This is a genomic window from Achromobacter pulmonis (assembly GCF_021733725.1).
Taxonomy (GTDB): domain Bacteria; phylum Pseudomonadota; class Gammaproteobacteria; order Burkholderiales; family Burkholderiaceae_B; genus Achromobacter; species Achromobacter pulmonis.
Genome location: NZ_JAIFOT010000001.1, coordinates 1769324 through 1794543 on the forward strand (window position 1 = coordinate 1769324; position 25220 = coordinate 1794543).

Genomic DNA, 25220 nt, shown 5'->3' on the forward strand with positions numbered 1-25220 from the left:
CGCGTCCTGCTCCTTCTTCAAAAAGAGCCTGAAGCGACCTTACTCTAGTTTTGAGATACCCACGTTTTTTGGGAGAACGTCAGGCAGAAGCCTTGCACGAATGAGTACGTAAACTGGATGGAAAAGATAAGGGCCGCTTTTGCGGCCCTTATCTTCATGGCTTAACGAATCGCTTCCATCAAGCCTTACGCACCCGCCCAATCAACCCATCCAACTGCGTAAGCATCGTATCGATTTCTTCCGCCGTCACATTCAACGCCGGCATAAACCGCAGCAAATTCCCCCGCGGCGCATTCAGCAGGAGTCCATTCGGCGTCAGATTCCGCGCAGCCTCGACAATCGCCGGACCATCATCGCGATCCATCACCAGCGCGCGCAGCAGGCCCATCCCACGCTCACCCTTCATCCCATACTTGGCCGACAGGGCCAGCAGGCCTTCGGACAATTGCTTGGCGCGGGCATTCACCGATTCCATGAAGCCCGGCGCAGCCAGCGCATCAAACACCGCCACACCAACCGCAGCCATCAACGGATTCCCGTTATACGTGCCGCCCTGGTCCCCATGCGAAAACACGCAGACTTCCTGACGGGCCAACAAAGCAGCCAACGGCACGCCACCGCCAATCCCCTTGGCCAGCGTCATGATGTCCGGCACCACGTCGGATTGCTGGTAGGCGAACAGGGTGCCGGTGCGGCCCATCCCCGTCTGCACTTCATCAACGATGAACAGCAGCTTGTGCTCATCGGCCAGCTTGCGCAGGCCCTGCATGAATTCCTTGGTGGCGGGGATGACACCGGCTTCGCCCTGGACGGGTTCGAGCATGATGGCGACGGTCTGATCGTCGATCAACGCACGCACCGATTCCAGATCATTGATCTCGGCCTTCAGGAAACCTTCCACCTGCGGCGCGAACATCTTGTCCCAGCCCGGCTTGCCGGACGCCGACATCGTGGCCAGCGTGCGGCCGTGGAAGCCGTGATTCATGGTGATGATCTTGTAGGCGCCCTTCTTGTTGACCTGGCCCCATTTGCGCGCCAGCTTGATGGCGCCTTCGTTGGCTTCGCCGCCGCTGTTGGCGAAGAACACGCGGTCGAACACCGACGCGCCGGTCAGGCGGCTGGCCAGTTCGATGGACGGCAGGTTGTAGAAGGCCGGCGACGGGTTCATCAGCAGCTTGGACTGGTCCAGCAGGGCCTTTTGCATTTCCGGGGCGCAGTGGCCCAGGGTGTTGACGGCCCAGCCCTGGATGAAGTCCAGGTATCGCTTGCCCGCGTGATCCTCCAGCCAGGACCCCTGACCGCGCACGAACACGAGGTCCGGGCGGGAGGTGATCTCCATGAGGGCGTTGACGTTGTACTGGCTGAATTCCATGGCGGTGCCTGCTGAATTGTGAGAACCGGGTTGAAAAAGGGTGGGGAAACGCGTAAATGCCGAATTTAGCATCGGCGGCGGGATGCTATCGTGACGCACCCCCAGCCGATCCGCCCCACGGCCGCCTCAAAAGGGCCGCTTGCGCGGGGCTCCCTATTTTATGCAACAGGGCCGGCGCCAGGCGCCGCCCTTTGTCGCTTTTTACTGACCGATCATGACACGAATTCTTTCCAGTCTTGCCGCCGGCCTGGTGCTGGCGGCGGCCACGACGGCCGCGCATGCGGCGTATCCCGACCGTCCCATCCGCCTGGTGGTGCCGTTCCCGCCGGGGCAGGCCACCGATATCTTCGCCCGCGCGCTGGCCGAGAAGCTGGGCGCGGCGCTCAAGCAGCCGATCGTGGTGGAGAACCGCGCCGGCGCCGGTAGCAATATCGGCATGGAGCAGGCCGCGCGCGCGACGCCGGACGGCTACACGCTGGTGATCGCGGGTTCGGCCGCGGCGGTGAACCAGACGCTGTACAAGACCATCAACTACAGCCTGACCAAGGATTTCGCGCCGGTGTCGGGGGTGTTCTCGGTGCCGCTGATGTTCCTGGCGACGCCGGCTTCGGGCATCACGTCGCTGCAGCAGCTGGTGAAGCAGGCGCGCGCCAATCCGGGCGAGCTGGCGTATGCCAGCGCCGGCATCGGCGGCACGCAGCATTTGTCGGCCGAGATGTTCAAGGCGGCGGCCAATATCGACATTCGCCATATTCCGTACAAGGGCAGCGGCCCGGCGCAGGCGGATTTCCTGGGCCATCAGGTGCCGCTGATGGTGGATTCGGTGACGGCGGGCCTGCCGCACGTGCAGAGCAAGAAGGCGGTGGCGCTGGCAGTGACGACGGCCAAGCGCCTGCCGCAGTTGCCGGACGTGCCGACGGTGGCTGAAAGCGGTTATCCGGGTTTCGAGGCGATTGGCTGGGCGTCGGTGCTGGCCCCGCGCGGCACGCCGCCCGAGGTGACCCACTACCTGAGCCAGCAGATCGGCCACGTGCTGGGCACGCCCGAGATGCAGAAGTTCTTCCATGACCGCGGCGCGGAACCGATGCCGATGACGCCCGAGGCCACCGCCACCTTCATCGCCAGCGAGGTCGAGAAGTGGGGCAAGGCGGTCAAGCAGTCGGGCGCGCAGGTGGACTGACGGCGCGGTGGGAGGGCGGGCGCGGCGGCCTTGCGGGGCATCACGTCGGGCGCCTGCCCCAAAGCAAGCCGCGCAATGACAAACGCCGGGCCCAGGCCCGGCGTTTTTGCGTCAGTTGATGACGACGTGGTTGTTGTCCTTCTCGCTGCCTTCGATGGCGCCGTGCGGGCCGATCTGCACGTAGGATGCGCTGGAGCCGATGTGCATGCCCCACGACAGCATGTGGCCGCCGAATTCCTGGGCCCATTCGCCCCAACCTTGCTGCGGGTTGCCGACGCCGTGCGATTCCAGTTGGAAGAAGCTGTCGCCGTTGTTGGTGCGGCCGATCAGCAGGTGGCCGACGCCGGGCAGGTCCATGCCGTGTTGCTGGTGCGGCGAGCCCTTGTAGTGGCTGGAGCCGCGCGCCTGCATCTGGCCGCCGCCATCCTGTTGCAGTTGGTTGGCGAGCGCGCCGCCATCGTTGACGACGAAGTGGCCGCCGCACATCAGGGCGGCATGGAACTGTTGCTGGGTCATTTGCAGGGCCTGGCCGCCGCGCGTCAGGTTATTGAGCGCAACGCCGTTCAGGCGGTTCATGACGTCGGTTTCCTGCTGAGTCGCCTGATTGTTGTTCAAGGCGTTGGTGAAACGCCCCGACAGCACGCCGCCATCGTTGATCGCGCTCTGGAAGCCCGGAGCGTTGGGCAGCGAACCCAGCACGGTGGTGCGCGAGATCTCGTCCAGGTCCGGCGCCGGCGCATTGCCGAGCGCATGGGCCTCGGACTGCACGTAAAGATCGATTCCCCGCACGACGTTCGACAAGGCATGCACGGTGCCGCCGATCACGTTTTCCACCAGGGTGTTGAGGGTACTGGCCCAGGACCCGCCCTGCGCCTGCTGCACGTTGCCGTTCTGCGGCGCCTGCTGCACCCCGACGGGCGCCACGGCGTTGACCTGGCCACCGCCGACCTGTCCGATTCCTCCTGCGACCATGTCGTTCTCCTTCAGGCAAGGTTGAGGGCGGGGGACATGCCCGGCGCCGCGGCGGCCGGGGCCGGCGTGTCCTGCGCGGTCAGCTTGCCGTCGGCGTAGGCCTTGCGCCAGGTCTGCTGCACCAGGCGGAAGTCGCCCAGCGCGCGCACCAGGCCGTCGGCGTCCAGGCCGTCCAGCGGCAGCGTCTTGAACAACAGGATCTTGCTGGCGTCGGCGTCGACGCTGAAGGCACAGCCGTCGGTCAGCAGGCCGTACAGCTGGGCTTGCAATAGCGTTTCGAACAGGCGGGCCTGCTGCGCCTGCGGCGGATAGAAGCCGATGGCGCCGGCCAGGCTGATCTGGCCGCGGCTGTCGTGGTGCTCGATGCGCACCGGGTGGTCGTCCTGGAACTGGATGTCCAGCGCCTGGGCCTTGGCGTCGACGCCGCCGCCCAGTTGCAAGCGGTCGGCGGCCGCGTTGATGAGGTCATGAAACGCCATTGCCATTCTCCTTGGGTTGGATCGATAGACAAGGCGTGAGTAACGCGGGAGGCCGCCCCGGTTCCGTAGCGTTACGAATTCGGCCGGCGCGAGGCCGGCCGGACGGGCGGGTCAGGTGTTGTCTTTGACCGTGGTGCTGGGGCCGTTGGTCTTGACCGACGCGATGCCGTTGTCGCGGGCCGCGGTGCTCGAATACATCTCGCTGCGGCCGATGGTCTGGCCATTGGTGGCGGTCAGGGTGAAGTAGGGCGAGCCGTCGGTGGCCGTCTTGCGCTCGTAGCGCGCGTCGACCTGCGAATTCTGCCGGACCGAGGCGATGCCGTCCTGGGCACTGGCCTTGCTGGTGTAGCGCTCGCTGGTGAGGATGACTTCATGGTTCGCGGCTTTCAGGTTGAACATGAACTGATCGCCGCTGCGCTTCAACTCGTAGTAACCACTCATGGAAATCTCCTTCAGGGGGATGGATTCGACAATTGGCCAACCTGCGATGCGTCCGCGAGAACACTGGCCGATAGTAGTGGATACCAACCGGCGTGGCCAATTTCCAGACGCGTGGAGGCGCGGGGCCGGCGCGGTCCATGGCGGTGCGCGCGCTGCGCCACGGTGGCGCGCGGCGCACCACGGCGGTGCGGGCGCATCCGCCTCGGCCGGGCGTGGTCCGGGGGCCGCGAAATGGCACGGAACTTGCTTTTCCCGTTTTGTATACCGAATTGGTGTGCAACGCTCGACCCCGCTCCCGGGGCGGCGCGCCCTGGAGAGTTCCTCATGAACCGTAGAACCCTGTTGCTGTCCCTTTGCACCGCCGCCACCTTGCTGGCCGCGCCGCTCACGCATGCCGACACACTGGACGATATCGTCAAGGCCGGCACCATCAAGATCGCCGTGCCGCAGGACTTTCCGCCGTTCGGCTCGGTCGGCGCCGACATGAAGCCGCTGGGCTATGACATCGACACCGCCGCGCTGATTGCCAAGCAGTTGGGCGTGAAGCTGGAACTGGTGCCGGTGACCAGCGCCAACCGCATTCCCTACCTGCAGACGCGCAAGGTGGACCTGGTGATTTCCAGCCTGGGCAAGAACGCCGAGCGCGAAAAGGCGATCGACTTCTCCGACGCGTATGCGCCGTTCTTCAACGGCGTGTTCGGCCCGGCCGACCTGAAGGTGGCGTCGGCCGCCGATCTGGCGGGCAAGACCATCGGCGTGACGCGCGGCGCGGTCGAGGACATCGAACTGAGCAAGATCGCTCCGCCCACGGCCACGCTCAAGCGCTATGAAGACAACAACGGCACCATCACCGCCTTCCTGTCGGGCCAGGTGCCGCTGATCGCCACCGGCAACGTGGTGGCCGCCGCGATCCTGGCGCGCAACCCGCCCAAGAAGCCGGAGACCAAGTTCCTGATCAAGAATTCGCCGTGCTACATCGGCCTGAACAAGGATGAGCCCAAGCTGCGCGCCAAGGTCAACGAGATCCTGGCCAACGCCAAGCGCGATGGTTCGCTGGCGGCGATTTCCAAGAAGTGGCTGGGCGCCGACCTGCCCAAGGACCTGTAAGGCGGGCGCGTCGGAGCGCGGTTCATGGCTTACCAATTCGACTTCGCTTCCGTGTTCGATTACACGCCGGTGCTCATCAAGGGCATCGGCGTGACGGTCGAGCTGATCGCCTTTGGCGCGGTGGCCGGCGTGGCGCTGGGCATCGGCTGCGCCTGGGCCCGCACGCAGGGGCCGCGCTGGCTGCGCGCGCCGGTCACCGCCTATGTGGAGGTGGTGCGCAATACGCCGTTCCTGATTCAGTTGTTCTTCGTGTTCTTCGGGCTGCCGTCGCTGGGCGTGCAGTTCAGCGAGATGCAGGCGGCCTGCCTGGCGATGGCGCTGAACCTGGGCGCCTATAGCGCCGAGATCATCCGCGCCGGCATCGACGCCACGCCCAGGGGCCAGTACGAGGCTGGCGCCAGCCTGGCGATGACACGCTGGCAGGTGTTCCGCCATATCGTGCTCAAACCCGCATTGGCGCGCATCTGGCCGGCCCTGTCGTCGCAGATCGTGATCGTGATGCTGGGCTCGGCGGTGTGTTCGCAGATCGCGGCCGAGGACCTGACGTTCGCGGCCAATTTCATCCAGTCGCGCAATTTCCGCGCGTTCGAGGTGTATTTCGTGACCACCGGCATCTATCTGGCGCTGGCGGTATCGTTGCGCCAGTTGCTGCGCATGACGGGCAAGCGGTTGTTCCGCAGGGCGGTGCGATGATCGAGTTCTCTACCTGGGACATCGTCCGCAATCTGCTGCTGGCGGCGCGCTGGACCGTTGTGCTGTCGCTGGTGGCGTTCGTCGGCGGCGCGCTGATGGGCGGGCTGGCGCTGATGATGCGAACCTCGCGCGTGCCGCTGATGCGGCGCGTGAGCTGGGCCTATATCGAACTGTTCCAGGGCACGCCGCTGCTGATGCAGTTGTTCCTGGCGTTCTTCGGGTTGTCGCTGCTGGGGCTGGAAGTGCCGCCGTGGCTGGCGGCGGGCGCGGCGCTGACGCTGTGGGCGGGCGCCTTCCTGGCCGAGATCTGGCGCGGCTGCGTGGAAGCGATTCCGAAAGGCCAGTGGGAAGCCTCGGCCAGCCTGGCGCTGGGCTATGTGCAGCAGATGCGCTACGTGGTGCTGCCGCAGGCGCTGCGCATCGCGGTGGCGCCCACCGTCGGCTTCGCGGTGCAGATCGTCAAGAGCACGGCGCTGACCTCCATCATCGGTTTCACCGAGCTGTCCAAGGCCAGCACGGTGATCACCAACGCCACCTTCAGTCCCTTCACCGTCTATGCCTGCGCCGCGCTGATCTACTTCGCGCTGTGCTGGCCCCTGTCGCGCCTCAGCCTGCTGCTGGAAAGGAAGTTGCATGCCCCTCATCGCCCTTGAAGACGTCCGCAAGAAGTTCGGCGACAACGAAGTCCTGAAAGGGGTGACGTTGCGCGTCGAGCCCGGCGAGGTGATCGCCATCATCGGCAAAAGCGGTTCCGGCAAGAGCACGCTGCTGCGCTGCATCAACGGGCTGGAGCAGATCGACGGCGGCGCCATCATGGTGGCCGACGCGCAACTGGGCGACGACGAGTTGCGGTTGCGCGCGCTGCGGCTGAAGGTGGGCATGATCTTCCAGCAGTTCAACCTGTTCCCGCACCTGACGGTGGGACGCAATGTGATGCTGTCGCCGATGGTGGCCAAGCGCATGCCGCAGGACCAGGCCGCCGATCTGGCGCGGGCCATGCTGACGCGGGTGGGGCTGGAGCACAAGTTCGACGCCTGGCCCGATGAATTGTCGGGCGGCCAGCAGCAGCGCGTGGCGATCGCCCGCGCCCTGGCGATGCAGCCGCTGGCGCTGCTGTGCGACGAGATCACCTCGGCGCTGGACCCGGAGCTGGTCAACGAGGTGCTGGCGGTGGTGCGCGAACTGGCCGCCGACGGCATGACGCTGCTGATGGTGACGCACGAGATGCGCTTTGCGCGCGAGGTGTGCGACCGGGTGGTGTTCATGCACCAGGGCCGCGTGCATGAGATCGGGCCGCCCGAGGAACTGTTCACGGCGCCGGCGACGCCGGAGCTGCGGCAGTTCCTGGGGATGACGGACCTGGCGCGTTGAGCGCGCGTCCCGGCGGCCGGCCCGGCGCCTCAGCGCGAGAAGCCGCGCGCCGATATCTCCCAGATGTCCTGCACGATGCCGTCGCGGTAGACCACCAGCCCGTCGTGCAGGTTGAAGGTGGGATCGACGTGCGACGGCACCAGCAACAAGGTGTCGCCCAACGCCAGCGCCCGCGCATCGGCCGCCACGCGCACCACGCCATGCTCGTCGTTGATGGCGGCGTATTGCAGCCCCGGGGCGCCGTGGATCGCGGGCGGGCCGCATTCGGCGGTGGTGGACTTCAGGCCGGCATCGAGGATGACGCGGTCCGGCGCGGGCGTGCTCATCACGGTCGACAGCAGGAACAGGCTGTGCTGGAAGGCCAGCGCGCCGTCCCAGTCGTTGGCGCCGTAGTCGCCGTCCATGAAGGCGTAGGAACCGGCCTGCAATTCGGTGAAGACGCCGCTGGCGGCGTCGAATTCGACGCTGCCGGTGCCGCCGCCGGTGATGACATCGCAGGCAATGCCGCTTTCGCGCAACAGCAATTGGTACGACGCCGCGATGCGCGCGGCCTGGCGGCAGACGGCGGCGCGTTCCTCGCGGGTGCGCAGGTGCTGCACCGAGCCGTGGTAGGCCTGCAGCCCGACGAAGTTCACGCCCGGCAGGGCGCGCGCCTGCTGCGCCAGCGCCAGCACGGTGGCGTCGTCGGCCACGCCGCAGCGGCCCTGGCCCACGTCCACCTCCACCAGCACGTCGATCTCGGCGCCGGCCGCGGCCATGGCCTGCGAGACCTGGGTCAGGTTGGCGGCGTTGTCGACGCAGACGCTGAACTTGGCGGCGCGCGCCAGCTGGCCCAAGAGGCGCAGCTTGGCCGGGCCGACCACTTCGTTGCTGATGTGGATGTCGGTGATGCCGGCGGCCACGAAGGGCACCGCCTCGCTGACCTTCTGGCAACAGATGCCGCGCGCGCCCAGCGCCAGCTGGCGGCGGGCGATTTCGGGGCATTTGTGGGCCTTGGCGTGCGGGCGCAGCGCGACCTCGTGGCGGTCGGCCCAGGCCTGCATGGTGCGCAGGTTGGCCTCGAACGCGGCCAGGTCCAGGACCAGGCTGGGCGTATCGACGCTGGCCAGGGGATCGCCGGCCTGGGCGGGCGGCGGCAGCGCAATGCCGCGAATGACTTCTTGGGACATCGAATGGCTCCGTGATAAAACCTGCTGCGCCGCCGTGGGCCAGCGCGCTTGCGACGGCCCGCCCGGCGGGGGATTTTGCCGCGGTGCAGCACCCCCCTGGTAAACGATAGCCTCCAGGCCATTGGCGCGCGGCGGCCGGCATGCCAGAATTTCAACACAACAAACAATAGGTTACTTCCACTTATTTTGGAGAAGCTCGCATGAAACTCAGGAATTGGATCGCTACCCTGGCCATGGCCGTTGCCGCCGTCGGCGCCACCGGATCGGCACAGGCCCAGCAGTTCTTCCGCATCGGTACCGGCGGTACCGCCGGCACCTACTACCCCATCGGCGGCATCATCGCCAATGCCGTGTCCCAGCCCGGCAAGCTGATCGCGACCGCGGTTGCCTCCAATGGCTCGGTGGCCAACATCAACGGCATCATGGGCGGGTCGTTCGAAGCAGGCTTCACGCAATCGGACGTTGCCTTCTGGGCCTACAGCGGCACCGGCACCTTCGAAGGCAAGCCCAAGGCGCAAGACCTGCGCCTGATCGCCACCCTGTATCCGGAAAGCATCCACCTGGTGACGCGCAAGGGCGCCGGCATCAAGAGCGTGGCCGACCTGAAGGGCAAGCGCGTGTCGATGGACGAGCCGGGCTCGGGCACGCTGGTGGACGTGCGCCTGATCCTGGGCGCCTATGGCATGACCGACAAGGACGTCAAGGCCGAATACCTCAAGCCCAACCAGGCCGGTGACAAGCTCAAGGACGGCGGCCTGGACGCGTTCTTCTTCGTCGGCGGCGCCCCCGCCGGCGCCATCGCCGAACTGGCCTCCAGCGGCGCCGGTATCGACATCGTGCCGCTGGTCGGCCCCGAAATCGATGCGCTGCGCGCCAAGCAGGAGTTCTTCACGCCCGACACCATTGCCGCCAATACCTACCAGAACGTGGGCGAGGTCAAGACCATCTCGGTCAACGCGCAGATGGTGACGTCGGCCAAGCTGCCCGAGCAGGTGGTGTACGAAGTCACCAAGGCGCTGTACAGCGACGCCACGCGCAAGACGCTGGACAACGGCCATGCCAAGGGCAAGCTCATCACCCGCGAAAACGCGGTCAAGGGCGCCGGCATCCCGTTCCACCCGGGCGCCGAGAAGTTCTACAAGGAAATCGGCCTGCTGAAGTAAGCGCCGGTCGTCTCCCTTGCGGGAGTGCGCGGCGCCCAGCGCCGCGAATGCACAGGGCCGCCGCGGGCGGCCCTGTTCACGGAATCACATGAGAAGCACGGCTATGCAAATAGACCACGAAAAAACGCAGCAGCTGGCGGAGAAATACGATTCGGAAATCCGCTTCCGGCCGCTGCACAAAAGCGCCACCTGGATTGTCTCGGGCCTGCTGGTGGCGTTGTCACTGTTCCATTACTACACCGCCGGCTTCGGCCTGCTGCGCGAAGCCACGCACCGGGGGGTGCACCTGGCCTTCGTGCTGAGCCTGATCTTCCTGGTGTTCGGCTTTTCCAAGGCGCACTACCAGCGCGAGCCGAAATCGACCTGGTACGCGCCCGGCGGCGTGCCGCTGTATGACTGGATCATCGCCATCGCGCTGGCCCTGTCGGTGCTGTACATCCCCTACATCTTCGAGGACCTGGCGTTCCGCGTGGGCAATCCGCTGCCGCAGGACGTGTTCATGGGGTCGATCCTGCTGATCGGGCTGCTCGAAGCGACGCGCCGCGCCATGGGCTGGCCGCTGCCGATCATCGCCCTGGTGTTCATGGCCTACGCCGCGTTCGGGCCGTATTTCCCCGGGCTGCTGCAGCACGCGGGCAATACGTGGTCGCAGATCGTCAACCACATGTACCTGACCAGCCAGGGCGTGTACGGCGTGGCTGTCGGCGTGGTGGCCACCTACGTGTTCCACTTCGTGCTGTTCGGCGTGCTGGCCACGCGCATCGGCCTGGGCCAGTTGTTCCTGGACGTGGCCTCGACCATTGCCGGCCGCTATGCCGGCGGCCCGGCCAAGGTGTCGGTGTTCGGCTCGGCGATGTTCGGCATGCTGTCCGGCTCGTCGGTGGCGAACGCGGTGACGGTGGGTTCGCTGACCATCCCGGCGATGATCCGCATCGGCTATCCGCGCCATTTCGCCGCGGGCGTGGAAGCGGCCAGCAGCACCGGCGGCCAGATCACGCCGCCGATCATGGGCGCGGCGGCGTTCCTGATGATCGAGTTTCTCGGCATCCCGTACCAACAGATCGCCATCGCGGGCATTTTCCCCGCGCTGCTGTATTTCTTCGGCATGTTCATGCAGGTGCACTTCGAAGCCAAGCGCGAAGGGCTGCGCGGGCTGACGCCGGAAGAAATGCCGCGCCTGCGCGAGTCCTTCAAGAAGCGCTGGCCGACGCTGATCCCGCTGGCGCTGCTGATCGGGGTGCTGGCCAGCGGCCGCACGCCGTACCTGGCGGCGTTCGCCGGCATCACCGGCTGCATCATCGTGGGCCTGCTCAACCCGTTCCAGCGGCTGCACTGGCGCGACCTGTACGAGGCCTTCGAGACCGGCGCCAAATACGCGCTGGCGGTGGGCGCGGCGGCCGGCACGGTGGGCATCGTGATCGGCGTGGTGACGCTGACCGGGGTGGGCTTCAAGATCTCGTACATCGTGATCTCTGCGGCGCAATCGATCGCCGGAGCTGCCGGCGCGATCATTCCCGACGCCATCGCCAACACCCAGTCGCTGACGCTGGTCGCGGCGCTGATCATGACGGGGGTGGTCTGCATCCTGATGGGCTGCGGCATTCCCACGACCGCCAACTACCTGATCATGGTGGCGGTGGCCGCGCCGACGCTGGTGCAACTGGGGGTGCAGCCGATCGCCGCGCACTTCTTCGTGTTCTATTTCGGCATCCTGGCCGACATCACGCCACCCGTGGCGCTGGCGGCGTATGCGGCGGCGGGCATGGCGGGCAGTGATCCGTTCAAGACCGGCAATACCGCGTTCCGGCTAGGCATCACCAAGCTGATCGTGCCGTTCGTGTTCGTGTTCTCGCCCTCGCTGCTGATCTCGGTGCAGGGCTTCACGTGGTACGACTTCTTCGTGACGCTGTTCGGCTGCATGATCGGCCTGGTGCTGCTGTCGGCGGCCTTCTCGCGCTATCTGCTGGTGGGCATGAAGCGCTGGGAACGCTGGCTGTGCGCCCTGGGCGCCTTGCTGACCATTCTGCCGGGCCTGACCAGCGGATTGATCGGCCTGCTCGTCTGCATCCCGGTGTTCATGCGACAGCTGACGCAGTACAAGCTGGTGTCGGCGCCGAAGACCGCATAGGCTTCAGGGGTATTAAAGAGGGGCGGACCCAGGAAAGTCCGCCCCGCCTGGGGAATTCTCGATTCTGCCGGCATCGGGGCGGGGATTTCGCGACTGTCGCGAGGCCGCTACGCCCCCTTTACTCCGCCTTTGCGGCGGTTGCCCGGGGATATAAATCAGCGTACAGTAAAATCCATGTTTGCTGGTCTGCCGATATGCGGGCCGACTGTGCAAACAGGCACAAGACTGCGCCATATGTTCGATATCCTGGTTTATCTGTACGAGAATTACTACACGCCGCAAGCCTGTCCCGCCGCTGACGTACTGGCCAAGCGGCTGGCTGCCGCCGGGTTCGAGCACGAAGACATCGACGACGCGCTCGGCTGGCTGTATGGCCTGGCCGAAACCACCGAACGCTGTGTGGATCTCGCCCAAGCCCCCACCACGGGCACCCGCATCTACACCGATAACGAATACCAGCAACTCGGCTCCGAATCCATCGGCTTCATCGCCTTCCTGGAATCGGCCGGCGTGCTGCCCGCGCCGCTGCGCGAGATCGTCATCGACCGGGGCCTGGCCGCGTCGGAATCGCCCGTGCCGCTCGCCAAGATCAAGATCATCGCCCTCATGGTTCTCTGGAGCCAGGAAGCCGAGATCGACAACCTGGTCCTGGAAGAGCTGCTGGACGAAGACGGCGCCCGCTTGCTGCACTGACGGCGCCGGCCCACGCCGGCGTCCGTATCCGCCTGGCCCGCGCGCCGCGAGCGCGCGGCGCCGTGTCGCCGCAACCCCACTGCTTTCACTCGCTTCGTGACTTACATCGGCCGCTTCGCCCCCAGCCCCAGCGGCCCGTTGCACGCCGGCTCGCTGGTGGCCGCGCTGGCTAGTTGGCTGGACGCGCGCGCCCATCACGGGCGCTGGCTGCTGCGCATCGAGGATGTCGACACGCCGCGCACCGTGGCGGGCGCGGCCGAGACCATCATGGGCCAGCTCCAGGCCCTGGGCCTGCGCTGGGACGGCGACGTCATGTGGCAATCGGCGCGCGGCGATGCCTACCAGGCGGCTTTCGACGCGCTGGCCGCGCGCGGCCTGGTCTATGGCTGCGGCTGCACCCGCCGCGAGATCGCCGATTCCGCGCTACGCGGCCAGACCGCCCCGGGCGCGGATGGCGAACGCCCCTATCCCGGCACCTGCCGCCACGGCCTGCCGCCCGGCCGCCAGGCGCGCGCCTGGCGCGTCATCCTGCCAGCCGGGCTGGAACGCTTCGAGGACCGCTGGCTCGGGCCGCAGGAACAGGACGTGGCGCAGGCGGTGGGCGACATCGCCGTCAAGCGCGCCGACGGCCTGTGGGCGTATCAACTGGCGGTGGTGGTGGACGATGGCGCGCAGGGCGTGACCGACGTGGTGCGCGGCGCCGACCTGCTCAGCTCGACCGCGCGCCAGCGCGTGCTGGGCCGGCTGCTGGGGCTGCCGCCGGTGCGCTACCTGCACGTGCCGCTGATCCTGGACGCCGCCAGCGGCCTGAAGCTGTCCAAGCAGAACGGCGCCCCGGCCATCGACACGGGCGCGCCGCTGGCGGCGCTGCAAGACGCGTGGCGCGCGCTGGGCTTCGCGCCGCTGGACGCGCCCGACCTGGGTATGTTCCTGCGCGAGGCGACGGCGCGCTGGGCGGCGCGCTTTCCGTTGCCCTGATGCGCGGTCCCGCCACCGGGTGGCGGGCGGCGGGCCCTACAACGGCTGCAGCTCCGCGCCCAGCATGCGCACCAGCAGGGCATCGCCATTCTCGGCCACGCGCAGCTCGCCGAACTTGGCGGCTTCATAGCGCTTGGCCTGGCCTTCGGGGAAGAAATAGGCGTTGGTGACGATGCGCACCCGGTTGTCGCGCACCCGATAGCGCAGCGGCACCTCGCCGTCGGCGCGCGGATCGGCAGCCTGCTGGATGCGCACCGGCTGCGCCACGCCGCGCGCATCCAGCGTCAGCATCACGTAGCCGTCGGACGCTTCGTCCAGGATGGAAGCGTCCGCGTCCTGGCGCTCGCCCCCCAGCCGCAAGCGCGTGACCTCGCGCGCGGCGGCGAAGTTGAGCGCCATGTAATCGCCCTGCATCAGCGAGCGCGGGTCGACCGGCGCCAGCTCCAGGATCACCACCTTGCCGCTGGCCAGCAGCTTCTCGCGCTGCCAGATGCCGCCATTGGCGAAGGCCAGCGCCAGCGCCAGCCCGCCAAGGATGCCCAGGGTGCGCCAGCGCAACGGCGCCGAAATGGGCGGCAGCGGCGCGCGGCGCGAAGGCGCTTGCGTGCGCATCAGCCGCGGCACCAGCCACACCAGCGCCCGCAGCACGAACAGCAGCAGCGCGCCGCCGCCCAGCCACAGCGCCTTCTGCAGCAGCGGCACGTCGAGCTGGTAGTAGTAGACGCCCAGGTAGGCCAGCAGGCTCAGCACGCCGAACAGCGTCACGCCTAACTGGTTCAGGCCGAATCCCAGCAGCAGCCACGCCAGCGCGAAACCGACCCCGGGACTGGGCAGCCAGAACAGCGCCAACAGCAGCAGGGCGATCGGCACGCCCCAGGTGACGCCGGCGGTCAGCACATGGCGGCGCGGCCACAGCACCGCCATCGCCGCCGCCGCGGGCAGCAGGGCGCCGGCGCACACCAGCAGCGCGGTCTGCGCGTGCAATTGCCACATGACCGGCAGTTGCAGCACCGACAGGCCGCTGGCCAGCCAGACCATGCCCTGCACCGACAGCAGGAAGGCCCAGGCCAGCGGTTGCAGCGCATGGCCGCGCTTGCCGCCCAGCCGGTGCGCCAGGGTCAGGATCACCGCCGTGGCCCAGGCGCCAGTCACGGCGATCGGCAGCCAGACGAAGGCGGCGCGGGCCATGTCGAAGCCCAGCAGGGCGTCCAGCAGATCGTCGCGCAGCAGCTCGGGCGCCAGGACGCGCCAGATCAGGCCGGCGCCGGCCGCCGCGATCAGCCCGCCGCTCAGGAAGCGCAGGATCACGTCCGGCCCCAGCGCGTACACCGCCGTGGCCATCAGCAGCACGAACAGGCAGGCGCTGGCGAACGAGGTCGAGCTGGACATGCCGTAGATGATGAGGATCTGGCCGGCGAAGGCCATGGCCGTGCCGCACTGGCGCCAGAACGGACCGGCGTCGCTGCGCAGCACCGCCACGCCGACGGCGCACAGCACCAGGCCGGCCACCAACGCGCCTTCCTCGGAATTGACGATGCCGGAGAAGGCCACGAACGCCAGCAGCAACAGGGTCGCCAACCAGGCGCTCAGGCCCAGGATGCATTGCACGTACCAGGGCGGCTCGGTGTGCGGCACGGCGGGCGGCGCGACCTGGGCCACGGGTTCGCCCGCCTCGGCCGGGTCGACCGCGTTGCCGGCCGAGGCGGCGGCCGGCTCGGCATCGGCGGGCGCGGCAGCGGCGGCGGCCCGCGCCGGCTGGGCCAGCCCGCGCAGCCAGCGCGCGGCCCACACGCCTTCGGCCATCAGCAGCGCCGCCAGGGGCAGGGCCGCCCAGACGCCGGGCTCCAGTCGCAGCAGCCATTCGCCGACGATGCGCAGCGACACGCAGATGACGCCAGCCACCAGCATGGCCAGGATGACCAAGTCGCGGCGGCCGCGCTGGTAATAGAAACCCAGGCCCAGCGTCACCGCGATCCAGGCCAGGCCGTTGATGGAACCCAGGCCGCCCGCCATGCCGTTGCCGATCACCAGCACCGTCACCATCGGGCCGAACACCAGTGCCGTCACCAGCGCGCTGATCACCAGCGCCGCCAGGACCCGCGGTCCGACCAAGGTGCTGGCGCGCCAGCGGTGCGCGGCCAGTTCCCAGCCCAGCAACAGCAGCAGGTTCCAGGCGGCCACGATCAGGCTGGCGACCTCGGGGCCGCCGAGGATCAGCCACCAGCTGAGGGCGTGCTCACCCAGCCACAGGACCAGGGCGACGTTGGTCACCAGCGCCCACAGCAGCCAGACCGCCTGGCTGGCCGCGGCCAGCGCCCAGGGCAGCAGCAGAAGCGCCCACCAGGCGAACAATTCCCAGGTATCGGCGCCAGTCTGGTAAGTTTGACCTAATAACGCGAGCAGCGCGCCCAGCAGGATGCCGGCCAGGGCCAGCAGCGCGCCGGGGATGCTGCGGCGTACGCCGGGGGTGCCGCGCAGGCGCAACCCGGCCCACGCCGCGGCCAGCGCGCACAGGGCCAGCAAGCCCTGCGCGCCGGCAAAGCGCTGCACTTTGGTCATGTCCTGCCAGTTCGCGGCGACCCAGCAAATGGCGGCGCTGCCGAGCAGCAGCACCCCCAGCCAAAGGGTGCTGCGTGCCAGGAATTGGCGCCATGCGTGAAGTTCCGATCCCACTTGCCGTTCAATGCCGACTTGCATATCGCGAAACTCCGATCTTATTATCCGCGCTACTACGGCGGGTCTGCCGCCACTGGATACACATGAATAAAACGCTGATTATTGCCGAGAAGCCCTCGGTGGCCCTTGATATATCACGCGCCTTGGGAGGCTTCGCGCGCGAGGGCGACTATTTTGAAAGCGAACGTTACGTGCTGGCGTCGAGCATCGGCCATTTGCTTAGCTTGGTCGCGCCCAACGATCCGGTCAAGGGGAAGTGGAGCTTCACGCACCTGCCCGTAATTCCGCCTGAATTCGAACTGGGCCCGACCGACAAAAAATCGGCCGAGCGCCTCAAGCTGCTGGTGCGGCTGGCCAAGCGCAAGGACGTCGATGCCATCATCAACGCCTGTGACGCGGGACGCGAGGGCGAGCTGATCTTCCGCTACATCATCCAGTACGCCGGGGTGAAAAAGCCGATCCAGCGCCTGTGGCTGCAATCCATGACGCAGGCCGCCATCCGCGAGGCCTTCGCCAATCTGCGCGACGACGCCCAGCTCAAGCCGCTGGAGGCCGCCGCCCGTTCGCGCGCCGAGGCCGACTGGCTGGTCGGCATCAATGGCACGCGCGCCATGACCGCCTTCAACAGCAAGGACGGCGGCTTCTTCAAGACGCCGGTGGGCCGGGTGCAGACGCCCACGCTGGCCATCGTGGCCGAGCGCGAGGAACGCATCCGCCGCTTCGTGCCGCGCGACTACTGGGAAGTGCGCGCCACCTTCGTGGCGGCCGCCGGCCTGTACGAGGGCCGCTGGATCGATCCGGACTTCAAAAAGGACGAGCGCGACCCCGAGAAGCGCGAATCGCGCCTGTGGTCGCAGGCCGCCGCCCAGAGCGTGGTGGCCGCCTGCCGCGAACAGCCGGGCAGCGTCACCGAGGAATCCAAGCCGTCGACCCAGATGTCGCCGGCCCTGTACGACCTGACCTCGCTGCAACGCGAGGCCAACGGCCGCTTTGGCTTCTCGGCCAAGACCACCCTGGCGCTGGCCCAGACCCTGTACGAACGTCACAAGGCGCTGACCTATCCGCGTACCGATTCGCGCTATCTGCCCGAGGACTACATCGGCACGGTGCAGGAAACCATGCGCGCGCTGGCCCAGGGCGGCTCGAACGCCGTCGGCGGGCTGTCGCGCCATGCCGGCACCGTGGTCAGCCAGCAATGGGTCAAGCCGAACCGCCGCATCTTCGACAACAAGAAGGTGTCGGATCACTTTGCGATCATCCCGACGCTGCAGATCCCGCACGACCTGAGCGAGGCCGAGGCCAAGCTCTACGACCTGGTGCTCAAGCGCTTCCTGGCGGTGTTCTTCCCGGCCGCCGAGTATCGCGTCACCACCCGCATGACCGAAGTGCAGGGGCATCGCTTCCGCACCGACGGCAAGGTGCTGGTCAACCCGGGCTGGCTGGCCGTGTACGGCAAGGAAGCCCAGGGCGAGGACGCCAACCTGGTGCCGGTGGGCGACGGCGAGACCGTGCGCACCGAGGACGTCGAAGCCGTGGGCCTGACCACCAAGCCGCCGGCGCGCTTTAACGAAGGCACGCTGCTGTCGGCCATGGAAGGCGCCGGCAAGCTGGTGGACGACGAGGAACTGCGCGAGGCCATGTCCGAGCGCGGCCTGGGCACGCCAGCCACGCGCGCGGCCATTATCGAAGGCCTGCTCAACGAGCTGTACCTGCGCCGCGAGGGCCGCGACCTGGTGCCGACCGCCAAGGCGCGCCAGCTGATGACGCTGCTGTCGGGCCTGGACGTGTCGGAACTGACCTCGCCCGAACTGACCGGCGAATGGGAACACAAGCTCAAGCAGATCGAGCAGGGCGCGCTGGACCGCCAGGCCTTCATGCGCGAGATCGCCCAGATGACGCAGGTGATCGTCAAGCGCGCCAAGGAATACGAGCGCGACACGGTGCCCGGCGACTACGCCACGCTGCAGACGCCGTGCCCCAAGTGCGGCGCGGTGGTCAAGGAGAACTACCGCCGCTTTGCCTGCACCCACTGCGACTTCTCGATCGGCAAGCACCCTGGCGGACGCACCTTCGAGCTGCCGGAAGTCGAGGAACTGCTGGCCAAGCGCGAGATCGGGCCGCTGCAGGGCTTCATCAGCAAGATGGGCCGGCCGTTCGCCGCCATCCTGCGCATCAGCGACGAGTACAAGCTGGAATTCGACTTCGGCCAGAACGACGAGGACGACAACGAGGCGGTGGACTTCTCCGGCCACACGCCGGTGGGCAACTGCCCCAAGTGCCAGTCGCGCGTGTTCGAGCACGGCATGAGCTACGTCTGCGAGAAGTCGGTCGGCCCTGAGAAGAGTTGCGACTTCCGCTCCGGCAAGGTCATCCTGCAGCAGGAAATCTCGCGCGAGCAGATGGAAAAGCTGCTGACCGACGGCCGCACCGACCTGCTCGACGGCTTTGTCTCCAGCCGCACCAACCGCAAGTTCAAGGCCTTCCTGGTGCGCCAGCCCGACGGCAAGATCGGCTTCGAGTTCGAGCCGCGTCCCGAGAAGCCCGGCCGTGGCCGCGCCCCCGCCAAGACCGCCGCCAGCGCGACCAAGACGGCGGCCAAGAAAGCGCCGGCCAAGAAAGCCGCGGTGAAAAAGACCGCAACGAAAACGGCCACCAAGACGGCGACCAAAGCGGCAACCAAGACCGCCGCCAAGAAGGCCGTGAAGAAAGCCGCGCCCAAGAAGACCGCGGCCTGAGCCGCCACGGTCTACACTGGCGTGGCACGACGAGAACGCCCGGGCAACCGGGCGTTTTCCATTGTTGGACGGCAAGCGCCGCTGCGGTATTGTTGACGCCAAACAATCACAACCCGATCAAGACCGAGGACGACATGAGCACCAGCCCCCACTTCACCACCCGCCGCCGCGTGCTGGCCGCCACCGGGGCGCTGGCCGGCGTGACCTTGATCGGCGGCCGTGTCGCCTTCGCCCAGCCCAGGCTGGGCCGCGTGGTCTACGGGCAGGGCAGCATCGATCCGTTTTTCGCGGCCGGCTACGTGGCGCTCAAGAAGGGCTATTTCGGCGAAGCCGGCCTGGAGGTCGAGTACCTGAATTCGCAAAGCGGCCCGCGCACCAACCAGCTGCTGGCGGCCGGCCAGATCGCCTTCGGCGCCACCGCCGCCACCGCCGCGCCGGCCCTGACGCTGGCTGGCAAGCCGGCCACGCTGGTGTTCGGCTTCGACCGCAAGCTGACCTACGCCAACGTCATCGTGCGGCGCGAGGACTTCGACAGCGGCAAGATCACGTCGCTCAAGGACCTGGCCGGCAAGCGCGTGGGCGCGACCCAGCCGCAGTCCAGCACCTGGCTGATGGCGTTGTACCTGATGCAGAAGGCCGGCGTGGCCGACAAGGTCGACATCCGCCCCCTGGGCGACCTGGCCACCATGCTGGGCGCGCTCAAGACCGGCTCGGTGGCCGCCAGCATGGCCACCATGTCGATGATGGAACAAGCCAAACAGGAAGGCTGGGGCGTGCCGATCTTCGACGCCACCACCGAAGCCTCGTGGAACGAGTTCATGGGCGGCGACGTGCCGGGCATCGCCGCGCTGACACTGCAGGACACCATCCAGAAGCGGCCCGAGACGGTGCAGGCCTTCGTCACCGGGCTGGTGCGGGCGCAGGATTTCATCACGGCCCATAGCGCCGCCGAGATCGCCGACACGATCTACGACGATTATCTGAACGCCTTCCCGCGCGCCGCCATCGAGAAGACGCTCGGGGTGTACAAGGACACGGTGTTCCTGAAGGACAACCTCATCACCCAGGACGCCTACGATCGCATGACCGCGATCATGGGCGACGGCCGCCAGTTCTCGAACGACGAGATCAAGACCGTGCCCTACGCCAAGTGCGTCGACATGGGCTTCGTGCGCCGCGCCCGGGGCCTTTGATGATCACGCTGGACCGGGTAGGCAAGGCCTACCAGACGCGCCAGGGCGCCACCCACGCGGTGGGCGAGGTCAGCCTGGAGATCGCGGCGGGCGAGTTCGTGTCCATCGTCGGCCCCTCGGGCTGCGGCAAGAGCACGCTGCTGAACATGATCGCCGGCTTCCTGCCGCCCACCACCGGCCGCATCGTGGTGGACGGCCAGGTGGTCGACGGCCAGGTGCCGCCAGCGCTCGGCTACATCTTCCAGAAGGACACGCTGCTGCCCTGGTTCAGCGTGAAAAAGAACGTGGCGCTGGGCCTGAAGTTCCAGGGCGTGCCGGCCGCGCGCATCGCCAGCCGCGTGGCCGAGCTGCTGGAACTGGGCCACCTGACGGCCTTCGCCGACGCCTTTCCGCACCAACTGTCGGGCGGCATGCGGCGGCGCGTGGCGCTGCTGATGAGCCTGGCGGTGGAGCCGCGCATCCTGCTGCTGGACGAGCCATTCGGCGCGCTGGACACGCACACCAAGACCCACCTGCACCGCGAGCTGATGGAGATCTGGCGCAAGCTGGGCCAGACCGTGGTGCTGGTCACGCACGACCTGGACGAGGCCATCCTGCTGTCGGACCGCGTGGTGGTGCTGTCCGGCCCGCCCAGCCGCGTGCTGCTGGACGAGCGCATCGCCATCCCGCATCCGCGCGACGTCTTCACCCTGCGCGAAACGCCGCAGTTCGTTGCCCATGTGCAAAGCCTCTGGAGCGTGCTGGGCCAGCAGTTCCGCGCCGCCGCCTGATTCCGCCATGACCGCTCCCGAATTCACCGATAGCCTGCAGGATCAGTTGCGGCTGGACCGCCGCGCCAGCGCCTTGCGGCGCGTACGCATCACGCTGTGGCAGGTCCTGATCCTGGCCCTCATCCTGGGCGCCTGGGAAACGCTGACGCGCATCCCGTGGTTCACGCAGAACACGCTGTTCGATCCGTTCTTCATCAGCCAGCCTTCGCGCGTGGCGGTGCGGCTGTGGGAATGGCTGCAGCCCGGACCGCGCTCGGTCTGGCCGCATCTGTGGCTGACGTTGCAGGCCACGCTGATCGGGCTGCTGGTGGGCGTGGGCAGCGGCTTCCTGGTGGGCATGACCCTGAGCCGCAGCCGCTTCCTGGCGGACGTGTTCAACCCGTTCATCGTGGCCTTCAACTCGATGCCGCGCATCGCTTTCGTGCCGCTCATCACCATGTTCTTCGGCCTGGGGCTGGCCTCGAAAGTCGTGACCTCGTGGTTCGTGGTGTTCTTCCTGGTGTTCTTCAACACCTACAAGGGCGGGCGCAGCGTCGAGCGCGAGCTGGTCGACTTCTGCCGCACGCTGGGCGGCTCGCCGCGCCAGATCCTGTGGCGCGTGCGTATCCCGACCGCGGCGGCCTGGACCTTCGCCGCGCTGCCCAACGCCATCAGCTTCGCGCTGATCGGCGTGGTGTTGGCCGAGTTCGTCGGTTCCACCACCGGCATGGGCTACCTGATGATCACCGCGCTGGCTACACTGAACGCCACCGACATGTTCGCCGCGGTCACGCTGCTGTCCATCGTCGGCATCGCGCTGGTGTACTGCGTGACCTGGCTGGAACGGCGGCTGCTGCACTGGGCGCCCGAATTCCGCGAATGAACCGAGCCCGACCATGACGACTTCCTTGCCCTACCTGCGCAACTTCGACCTGAGCGGCCAGGTCGCGCTGGTGACCGGCTCGGCCCGCGGGCTGGGCTTCTGTATCGCCCGCGCGCTGGCCGGCAGCGGCGCGCGCGTGCTGATCAACGGCCGCAACGAACCGGCCGCCGCCAGCGCCGCCGCCGCGCTGCGGGGCGACGGCCTGGACGCGCACGCGCTGGCCTTCGACGTCAGCGACGACGCGGCCATGGCGCGGGCGTTCGCGCGCATCGACGCCGAGCACGGCCGCCTGGACATCCTGGTGAACAACGTCGGCGCGCGCAACCGCAAGACGCTGGCCGCCACCAGCGCCGCCGAGATCCGCGAACTGATCGACACCGACATGGTGGCCGGCATCCTGCTGGCCAAGCACGCCACCGAACGCATGGTGCGCCAGGGCGGCGGCCGGCTGATCGCCATCACCTCGGTGGTGGGGGAACTGGCGCGCGCCGGCGACGCGGTCTATCCGGCCGCCAAGCAGGGGCTGACCGGCATGGTGCGAGCGCTGGCGGCGGAGTTCGGCGGGCGCGGCATCACCAGCAACGCGATCGCGCCGGGCACCTTCGCCACCGAGACCAATGCCGGCATGGTGGCCGACCCGGCTGTCGGACCGCGCATCGCGGCGCGCAACCCCACCGGGCGCTGGGGCGACCCGGAAGAGATCGCCGGCGCGGCGGTGTTCCTGGCGTCCAAGGCGGCCTCGTATGTGAACGGCCACGTGCTGGTGGTGGACGGCGGCCTGTCGATCCAGTTCTAGCAGGCGATCAGGTCGTCTCGTCCTGGTACCAGACGCCCTCGGCCAGCATCATCTTGTGATGGCCATGGCCGGCCGGCATCATGGGAAAGCAGTTCTCCTGCGCCGTCACTGCCACGTCGAGGAAGTAGGGGCCGTCGTGCGCCAGGCATTCGGCCAGCGCCGCATCCAGTTGCGCCGGGTCCTCGACCCGCGCCGCGCCCCAGCCAAAGGCCCGCGCCAGCGCCACGAAGTCGGGCAGCGAGGCGTTGTAGCTGTGGCTGTAGCGGCCGCCGTGGATCAGTTCCTGCCACTGGCGCACCATGCCCATGTAGCCGTTGTTACACAGCACGACCTTGACCGGCGTCTGGTGCTGCATGGCGGTGGACAGTTCCTGGATGTTCATCAGCACCGAGGCATCGCCGCTGACGCACACCACGGTCTTGTCCGGATGCGCGACCTGCGCGCCGATGGCGGCGGGCACGCCGTAGCCCATGGTGCCGGCGCCGCCCGAGGTGAGCCAGCGGTACGGCTGGTCGAAGCGCAGGTACTGCGCCGCCCACATCTGGTGCTGGCCGACGTCGGTCGAGACGATGGCGTCGCGCCCGGCCAGCGCCGCGTTCAGGCGCGACATCAGGTGCTGCGGCAGGATGGCGTCGGCCGCCGGGGTGTAGCCCAGGCAGTCCTGCGCGCGCCAGGCCTGCACCCGCGCCCACCACGGCGCCAGCCGCGCCGCGTCGAGCGGCCCGCCCAGTTCGGCGTGCAGGGCGCGCACCAGGGGCAGGCAGTCGCCCACCAGGGCCACGTCCACCCGCACCACCTTGTTGATGGAAGCCGGGTCGATGTCGATGTGGATCTTGCGCGCATGCGGGCAGAACTCGGACAGCTTGCCGGTGATGCGGTCGTCGAAACGGGCGCCGATGCATACCACCAGGTCGGCGTTGTGCATGGCCAGGTTGGCCTCGACCGTGCCGTGCATGCCCAGCATGCCGACGAACTGCGGATCGGAGGCGGGGAACGCCCCCAGGCCCATCAGCGTCAGGGTGCAGGGCGCGCCGGTGGCGCGCACCAGCTCGGTGAAGGCGGCGCAGGCCTCGGGGCCGGCGTTCACCAGGCCGCCGCCGCCGTAGAAGATGGGGCGCTTGGCCTGCGCGATCAGCGCGGCGGCGCGGCGCACCGCCGACTGCGGCAGCTTGGGCGCCAACTTGCCCGACTGGCGCCGCGCGCGCAGCGCCGCCAGACGTTGCTGCGAGGGCGCATAAGGCGCATCGTCGTCGGCGTCACGCGGCACCGCCAGTTGCACGTCCTTGGGAAAGTCCAGCAGCACCGGGCCGGGGCGGCCCTGGCGCGTCAGTTCGAAGGCGCGGGCGGTGACGCTGGCGACATCGTCCACCGCACGCACCTGGGTGTTCCACTTGGTCACGGAGCGCGAAATGCCGATGGCGTCGCATTCCTGGAAGGCGTCGGTGCCGATGGCGCTGGTGGCGACCTGACCGCTGATGCACAGCACCGGGATCGAATCGCACATGGCGTCCAGCAGGCCCGAGGTGGTGTTGGCCATGCCCGGCCCGGAAGTCACGAACACCACGCCGGTGCGGCCGGTGGTGCGGGCGTAGCCCTCGGCGGCATGCACCGCGGCCTGTTCATGGCGCACCAGCACATGGCGCAGGCGCGGCTCGGCATAGAGTGCGTCGTACAGCGGCAGCACGGCGCCGCCGGGATAGCCGAACACGGTGTCCACGCCGTGCGCAATCAGCGTTTCCAGCAGAATCCTGGCCCCATTCGCGGGGGGAGTTTCAGGCGCGGCAAGCGCGGCGACGGCAGAGGGGTGCAGGCGATCGTTCATGCTATCCATCTTATTGGGAATCCGGGAGAATATTTATCTTCTTTTCCGCAAATTGCCGGCAAACGCAGTAAATTTATCTTTGGATAGGAGGAAACAAAGAAAATGAACCTGGACAAGTTTGATTTGGCGATTCTGCGCGTGCTGCAGGAGAACGCCCGCGCCAGCCTCAACGACATCGGCGCGGCGGTCGGCCTGTCGTCCACGCCCTGCTGGAACCGGATCAAGCGCATGGAGGCGGCCGGCGTCATCCGCGGCTACACGGTCGACATCGACCCGGCCAGCCTGGGCTTCATGGACACGGTCATCGTCCACGTGACCCTGGAAAGCCACAGCGAGGAAACGCTTTATGAATTCGGGCGCGCGCTGGCGCAGATCCCGGAAGTGCTGGAAGCCTTCCTGGTGTCGGGTGACTACGACTACTACATCCGCATCGCCGTGCGCGACACCCGCGATTACGAGCGGCTGCTGCGCGAGCAGCTGTACCGCATCCCCGGCATCCGCCACAGCAAATCCTGTTTCGTGCTGCGGCGCCTGAAGGAAACCATGCTGCCGCTGAACGGGCCGGCGGGCTGAACGGGCAGCAGGCAGGGCCGGCCCAGGCAACGCATCCCGCGTCCCTG

At 67.7% G+C, this 25220-nt stretch carries 22 protein-coding genes; 15 read left to right on the top strand and 7 right to left on the bottom strand.

The genetic code is table 11. The features are described from left to right. Positions 1-178: 178 nt before the first annotated feature. Entirely contained in the window at positions 179-1372 is a 1194-nt protein-coding gene (locus K2W61_RS08135; RefSeq protein ID WP_236755406.1) for an acetylornithine transaminase, read from the bottom strand. 214 nt (positions 1373-1586) lie between these two features. Here K2W61_RS08135 and K2W61_RS08140 point away from each other — a divergent pair, with 214 nt between their 5' ends. Continuing rightward, positions 1587-2552, top strand: coding sequence for a Bug family tripartite tricarboxylate transporter substrate binding protein (locus tag K2W61_RS08140; RefSeq protein WP_236755407.1), 966 nt, complete (start codon positions 1587-1589; stop codon positions 2550-2552). 111 nt (positions 2553-2663) lie between these two features. On the opposite strand, the gene K2W61_RS08145 is transcribed toward K2W61_RS08140, so the two are convergent. The 3 genes from K2W61_RS08145 to K2W61_RS08155 all read right to left on the bottom strand — a co-directional run bounded on the left by K2W61_RS08145 (position 2664) and on the right by K2W61_RS08155 (position 4444). Then, positions 2664-3524: a hypothetical protein gene (locus tag K2W61_RS08145; RefSeq protein ID WP_175134313.1), complete on the bottom strand. Its 861-nt coding sequence runs from the start codon at positions 3522-3524 to the stop codon at positions 2664-2666. Between the two features lie 11 nt (positions 3525-3535). Next, positions 3536-4003, bottom strand: a complete 468-nt coding sequence (locus tag K2W61_RS08150; RefSeq protein ID WP_236755409.1) for a type III secretion system chaperone — start codon at positions 4001-4003, stop codon at positions 3536-3538. Positions 4004-4114: 111 nt separating this feature from the next. Continuing rightward, the gene (locus K2W61_RS08155) at positions 4115-4444 is read right to left on the bottom strand and encodes a YegP family protein (RefSeq protein ID WP_175141899.1); all 330 of its coding nucleotides are present in this window, start codon (positions 4442-4444) and stop codon (positions 4115-4117) included. Positions 4445-4768: 324 nt separating this feature from the next. Here K2W61_RS08155 and K2W61_RS08160 point away from each other — a divergent pair, with 324 nt between their 5' ends. From K2W61_RS08160 to K2W61_RS08175, 4 genes are read left to right on the top strand one after another with little or no spacing between them, the layout of a single operon-like run. Then, the gene (locus K2W61_RS08160; protein ID WP_175134316.1) at positions 4769-5551 is read left to right on the top strand and encodes a transporter substrate-binding domain-containing protein; all 783 of its coding nucleotides are present in this window, start codon (positions 4769-4771) and stop codon (positions 5549-5551) included. Between the two features lie 24 nt (positions 5552-5575). Next, positions 5576-6244, top strand: a complete 669-nt coding sequence (locus tag K2W61_RS08165; protein WP_175134317.1) for an amino acid ABC transporter permease — start codon at positions 5576-5578, stop codon at positions 6242-6244. Further along, positions 6241-6897: an amino acid ABC transporter permease gene (locus tag K2W61_RS08170; RefSeq protein WP_175134318.1), complete on the top strand. Its 657-nt coding sequence runs from the start codon at positions 6241-6243 to the stop codon at positions 6895-6897. The genes K2W61_RS08165 and K2W61_RS08170 overlap by 4 nt, the downstream gene beginning before the upstream one ends. Next, complete coding sequence (locus K2W61_RS08175; protein ID WP_175134319.1) at positions 6878-7615, top strand: amino acid ABC transporter ATP-binding protein; 738 nt, start codon at positions 6878-6880, stop codon at positions 7613-7615. The genes K2W61_RS08170 and K2W61_RS08175 overlap by 20 nt, the downstream gene beginning before the upstream one ends. A 29-nt stretch (positions 7616-7644) precedes the next feature. Here K2W61_RS08175 and K2W61_RS08180 read toward each other — a convergent pair whose 3' ends face one another. After that, positions 7645-8784 carry a DSD1 family PLP-dependent enzyme gene (locus K2W61_RS08180; RefSeq protein ID WP_236755410.1) on the bottom strand — a complete coding sequence of 380 codons (1140 nt, stop codon included), beginning with the start codon at positions 8782-8784 and terminating at the stop codon, positions 7645-7647. A gap of 200 nt (positions 8785-8984) precedes the next feature. Between K2W61_RS08180 and K2W61_RS08185 the strand changes: the two genes are divergently transcribed. The 4 genes from K2W61_RS08185 to gluQRS all read left to right on the top strand — a co-directional run bounded on the left by K2W61_RS08185 (position 8985) and on the right by gluQRS (position 13746). Next, entirely contained in the window at positions 8985-9947 is a 963-nt protein-coding gene (locus tag K2W61_RS08185; RefSeq protein ID WP_175141901.1) for a TAXI family TRAP transporter solute-binding subunit, read from the top strand. A gap of 103 nt (positions 9948-10050) precedes the next feature. Then, on the top strand, positions 10051-12075 hold the full coding sequence (locus K2W61_RS08190; RefSeq protein WP_175141902.1) for a TRAP transporter permease: 2025 nt from the start codon (positions 10051-10053) through the stop codon (positions 12073-12075). A 234-nt stretch (positions 12076-12309) separates the two neighbouring features. After that, entirely contained in the window at positions 12310-12768 is a 459-nt protein-coding gene (locus tag K2W61_RS08195; protein WP_175134322.1) for a Smg family protein, read from the top strand. A gap of 96 nt (positions 12769-12864) precedes the next feature. After that, complete coding sequence (gene gluQRS, locus K2W61_RS08200) at positions 12865-13746, top strand: tRNA glutamyl-Q(34) synthetase GluQRS (protein WP_236755411.1); 882 nt, start codon at positions 12865-12867, stop codon at positions 13744-13746. Positions 13747-13782: 36 nt separating this feature from the next. Here gluQRS and K2W61_RS08205 read toward each other — a convergent pair whose 3' ends face one another. Then, positions 13783-16443, bottom strand: coding sequence for a GDYXXLXY domain-containing protein (locus K2W61_RS08205; protein WP_175141904.1), 2661 nt, complete (start codon positions 16441-16443; stop codon positions 13783-13785). Between the two features lie 62 nt (positions 16444-16505). Here K2W61_RS08205 and K2W61_RS08210 point away from each other — a divergent pair, with 62 nt between their 5' ends. The 5 genes from K2W61_RS08210 (at position 16506) to K2W61_RS08230 (ending at position 22778) form a co-directional block, all read left to right on the top strand. Further along, positions 16506-19157, top strand: a complete 2652-nt coding sequence (locus K2W61_RS08210; RefSeq protein WP_236755412.1) for a DNA topoisomerase III — start codon at positions 16506-16508, stop codon at positions 19155-19157. 134 nt (positions 19158-19291) lie between these two features. After that, on the top strand, positions 19292-20350 hold the full coding sequence (locus K2W61_RS08215) for an ABC transporter substrate-binding protein (RefSeq protein WP_236755413.1): 1059 nt from the start codon (positions 19292-19294) through the stop codon (positions 20348-20350). After that, positions 20350-21120: an ABC transporter ATP-binding protein gene (locus K2W61_RS08220; protein ID WP_236755414.1), complete on the top strand. Its 771-nt coding sequence runs from the start codon at positions 20350-20352 to the stop codon at positions 21118-21120. Before K2W61_RS08215 ends, K2W61_RS08220 begins: the two co-directional genes overlap by 1 nt. Positions 21121-21127: 7 nt before the next feature. After that, entirely contained in the window at positions 21128-21982 is an 855-nt protein-coding gene (locus K2W61_RS08225) for an ABC transporter permease (protein WP_175135378.1), read from the top strand. A 13-nt stretch (positions 21983-21995) separates the two neighbouring features. Beyond that, positions 21996-22778 (top strand): SDR family oxidoreductase, encoded by a 783-nt coding sequence (locus K2W61_RS08230; protein WP_175135379.1) that lies wholly within the window; start codon positions 21996-21998, stop codon positions 22776-22778. Positions 22779-22785: 7 nt separating this feature from the next. Here K2W61_RS08230 and ilvB read toward each other — a convergent pair whose 3' ends face one another. Continuing rightward, positions 22786-24609, bottom strand: a complete 1824-nt coding sequence (gene ilvB / locus K2W61_RS08235) for a biosynthetic-type acetolactate synthase large subunit (RefSeq protein ID WP_175141906.1) — start codon at positions 24607-24609, stop codon at positions 22786-22788. Positions 24610-24702: 93 nt separating this feature from the next. Here ilvB and K2W61_RS08240 point away from each other — a divergent pair, with 93 nt between their 5' ends. Then, a complete protein-coding gene (locus tag K2W61_RS08240; RefSeq protein WP_175135381.1) occupies positions 24703-25173 on the top strand; it encodes an Lrp/AsnC family transcriptional regulator in 471 nt (156 codons plus the stop codon). The last annotated feature ends 47 nt before the right edge of the window (positions 25174-25220 follow it).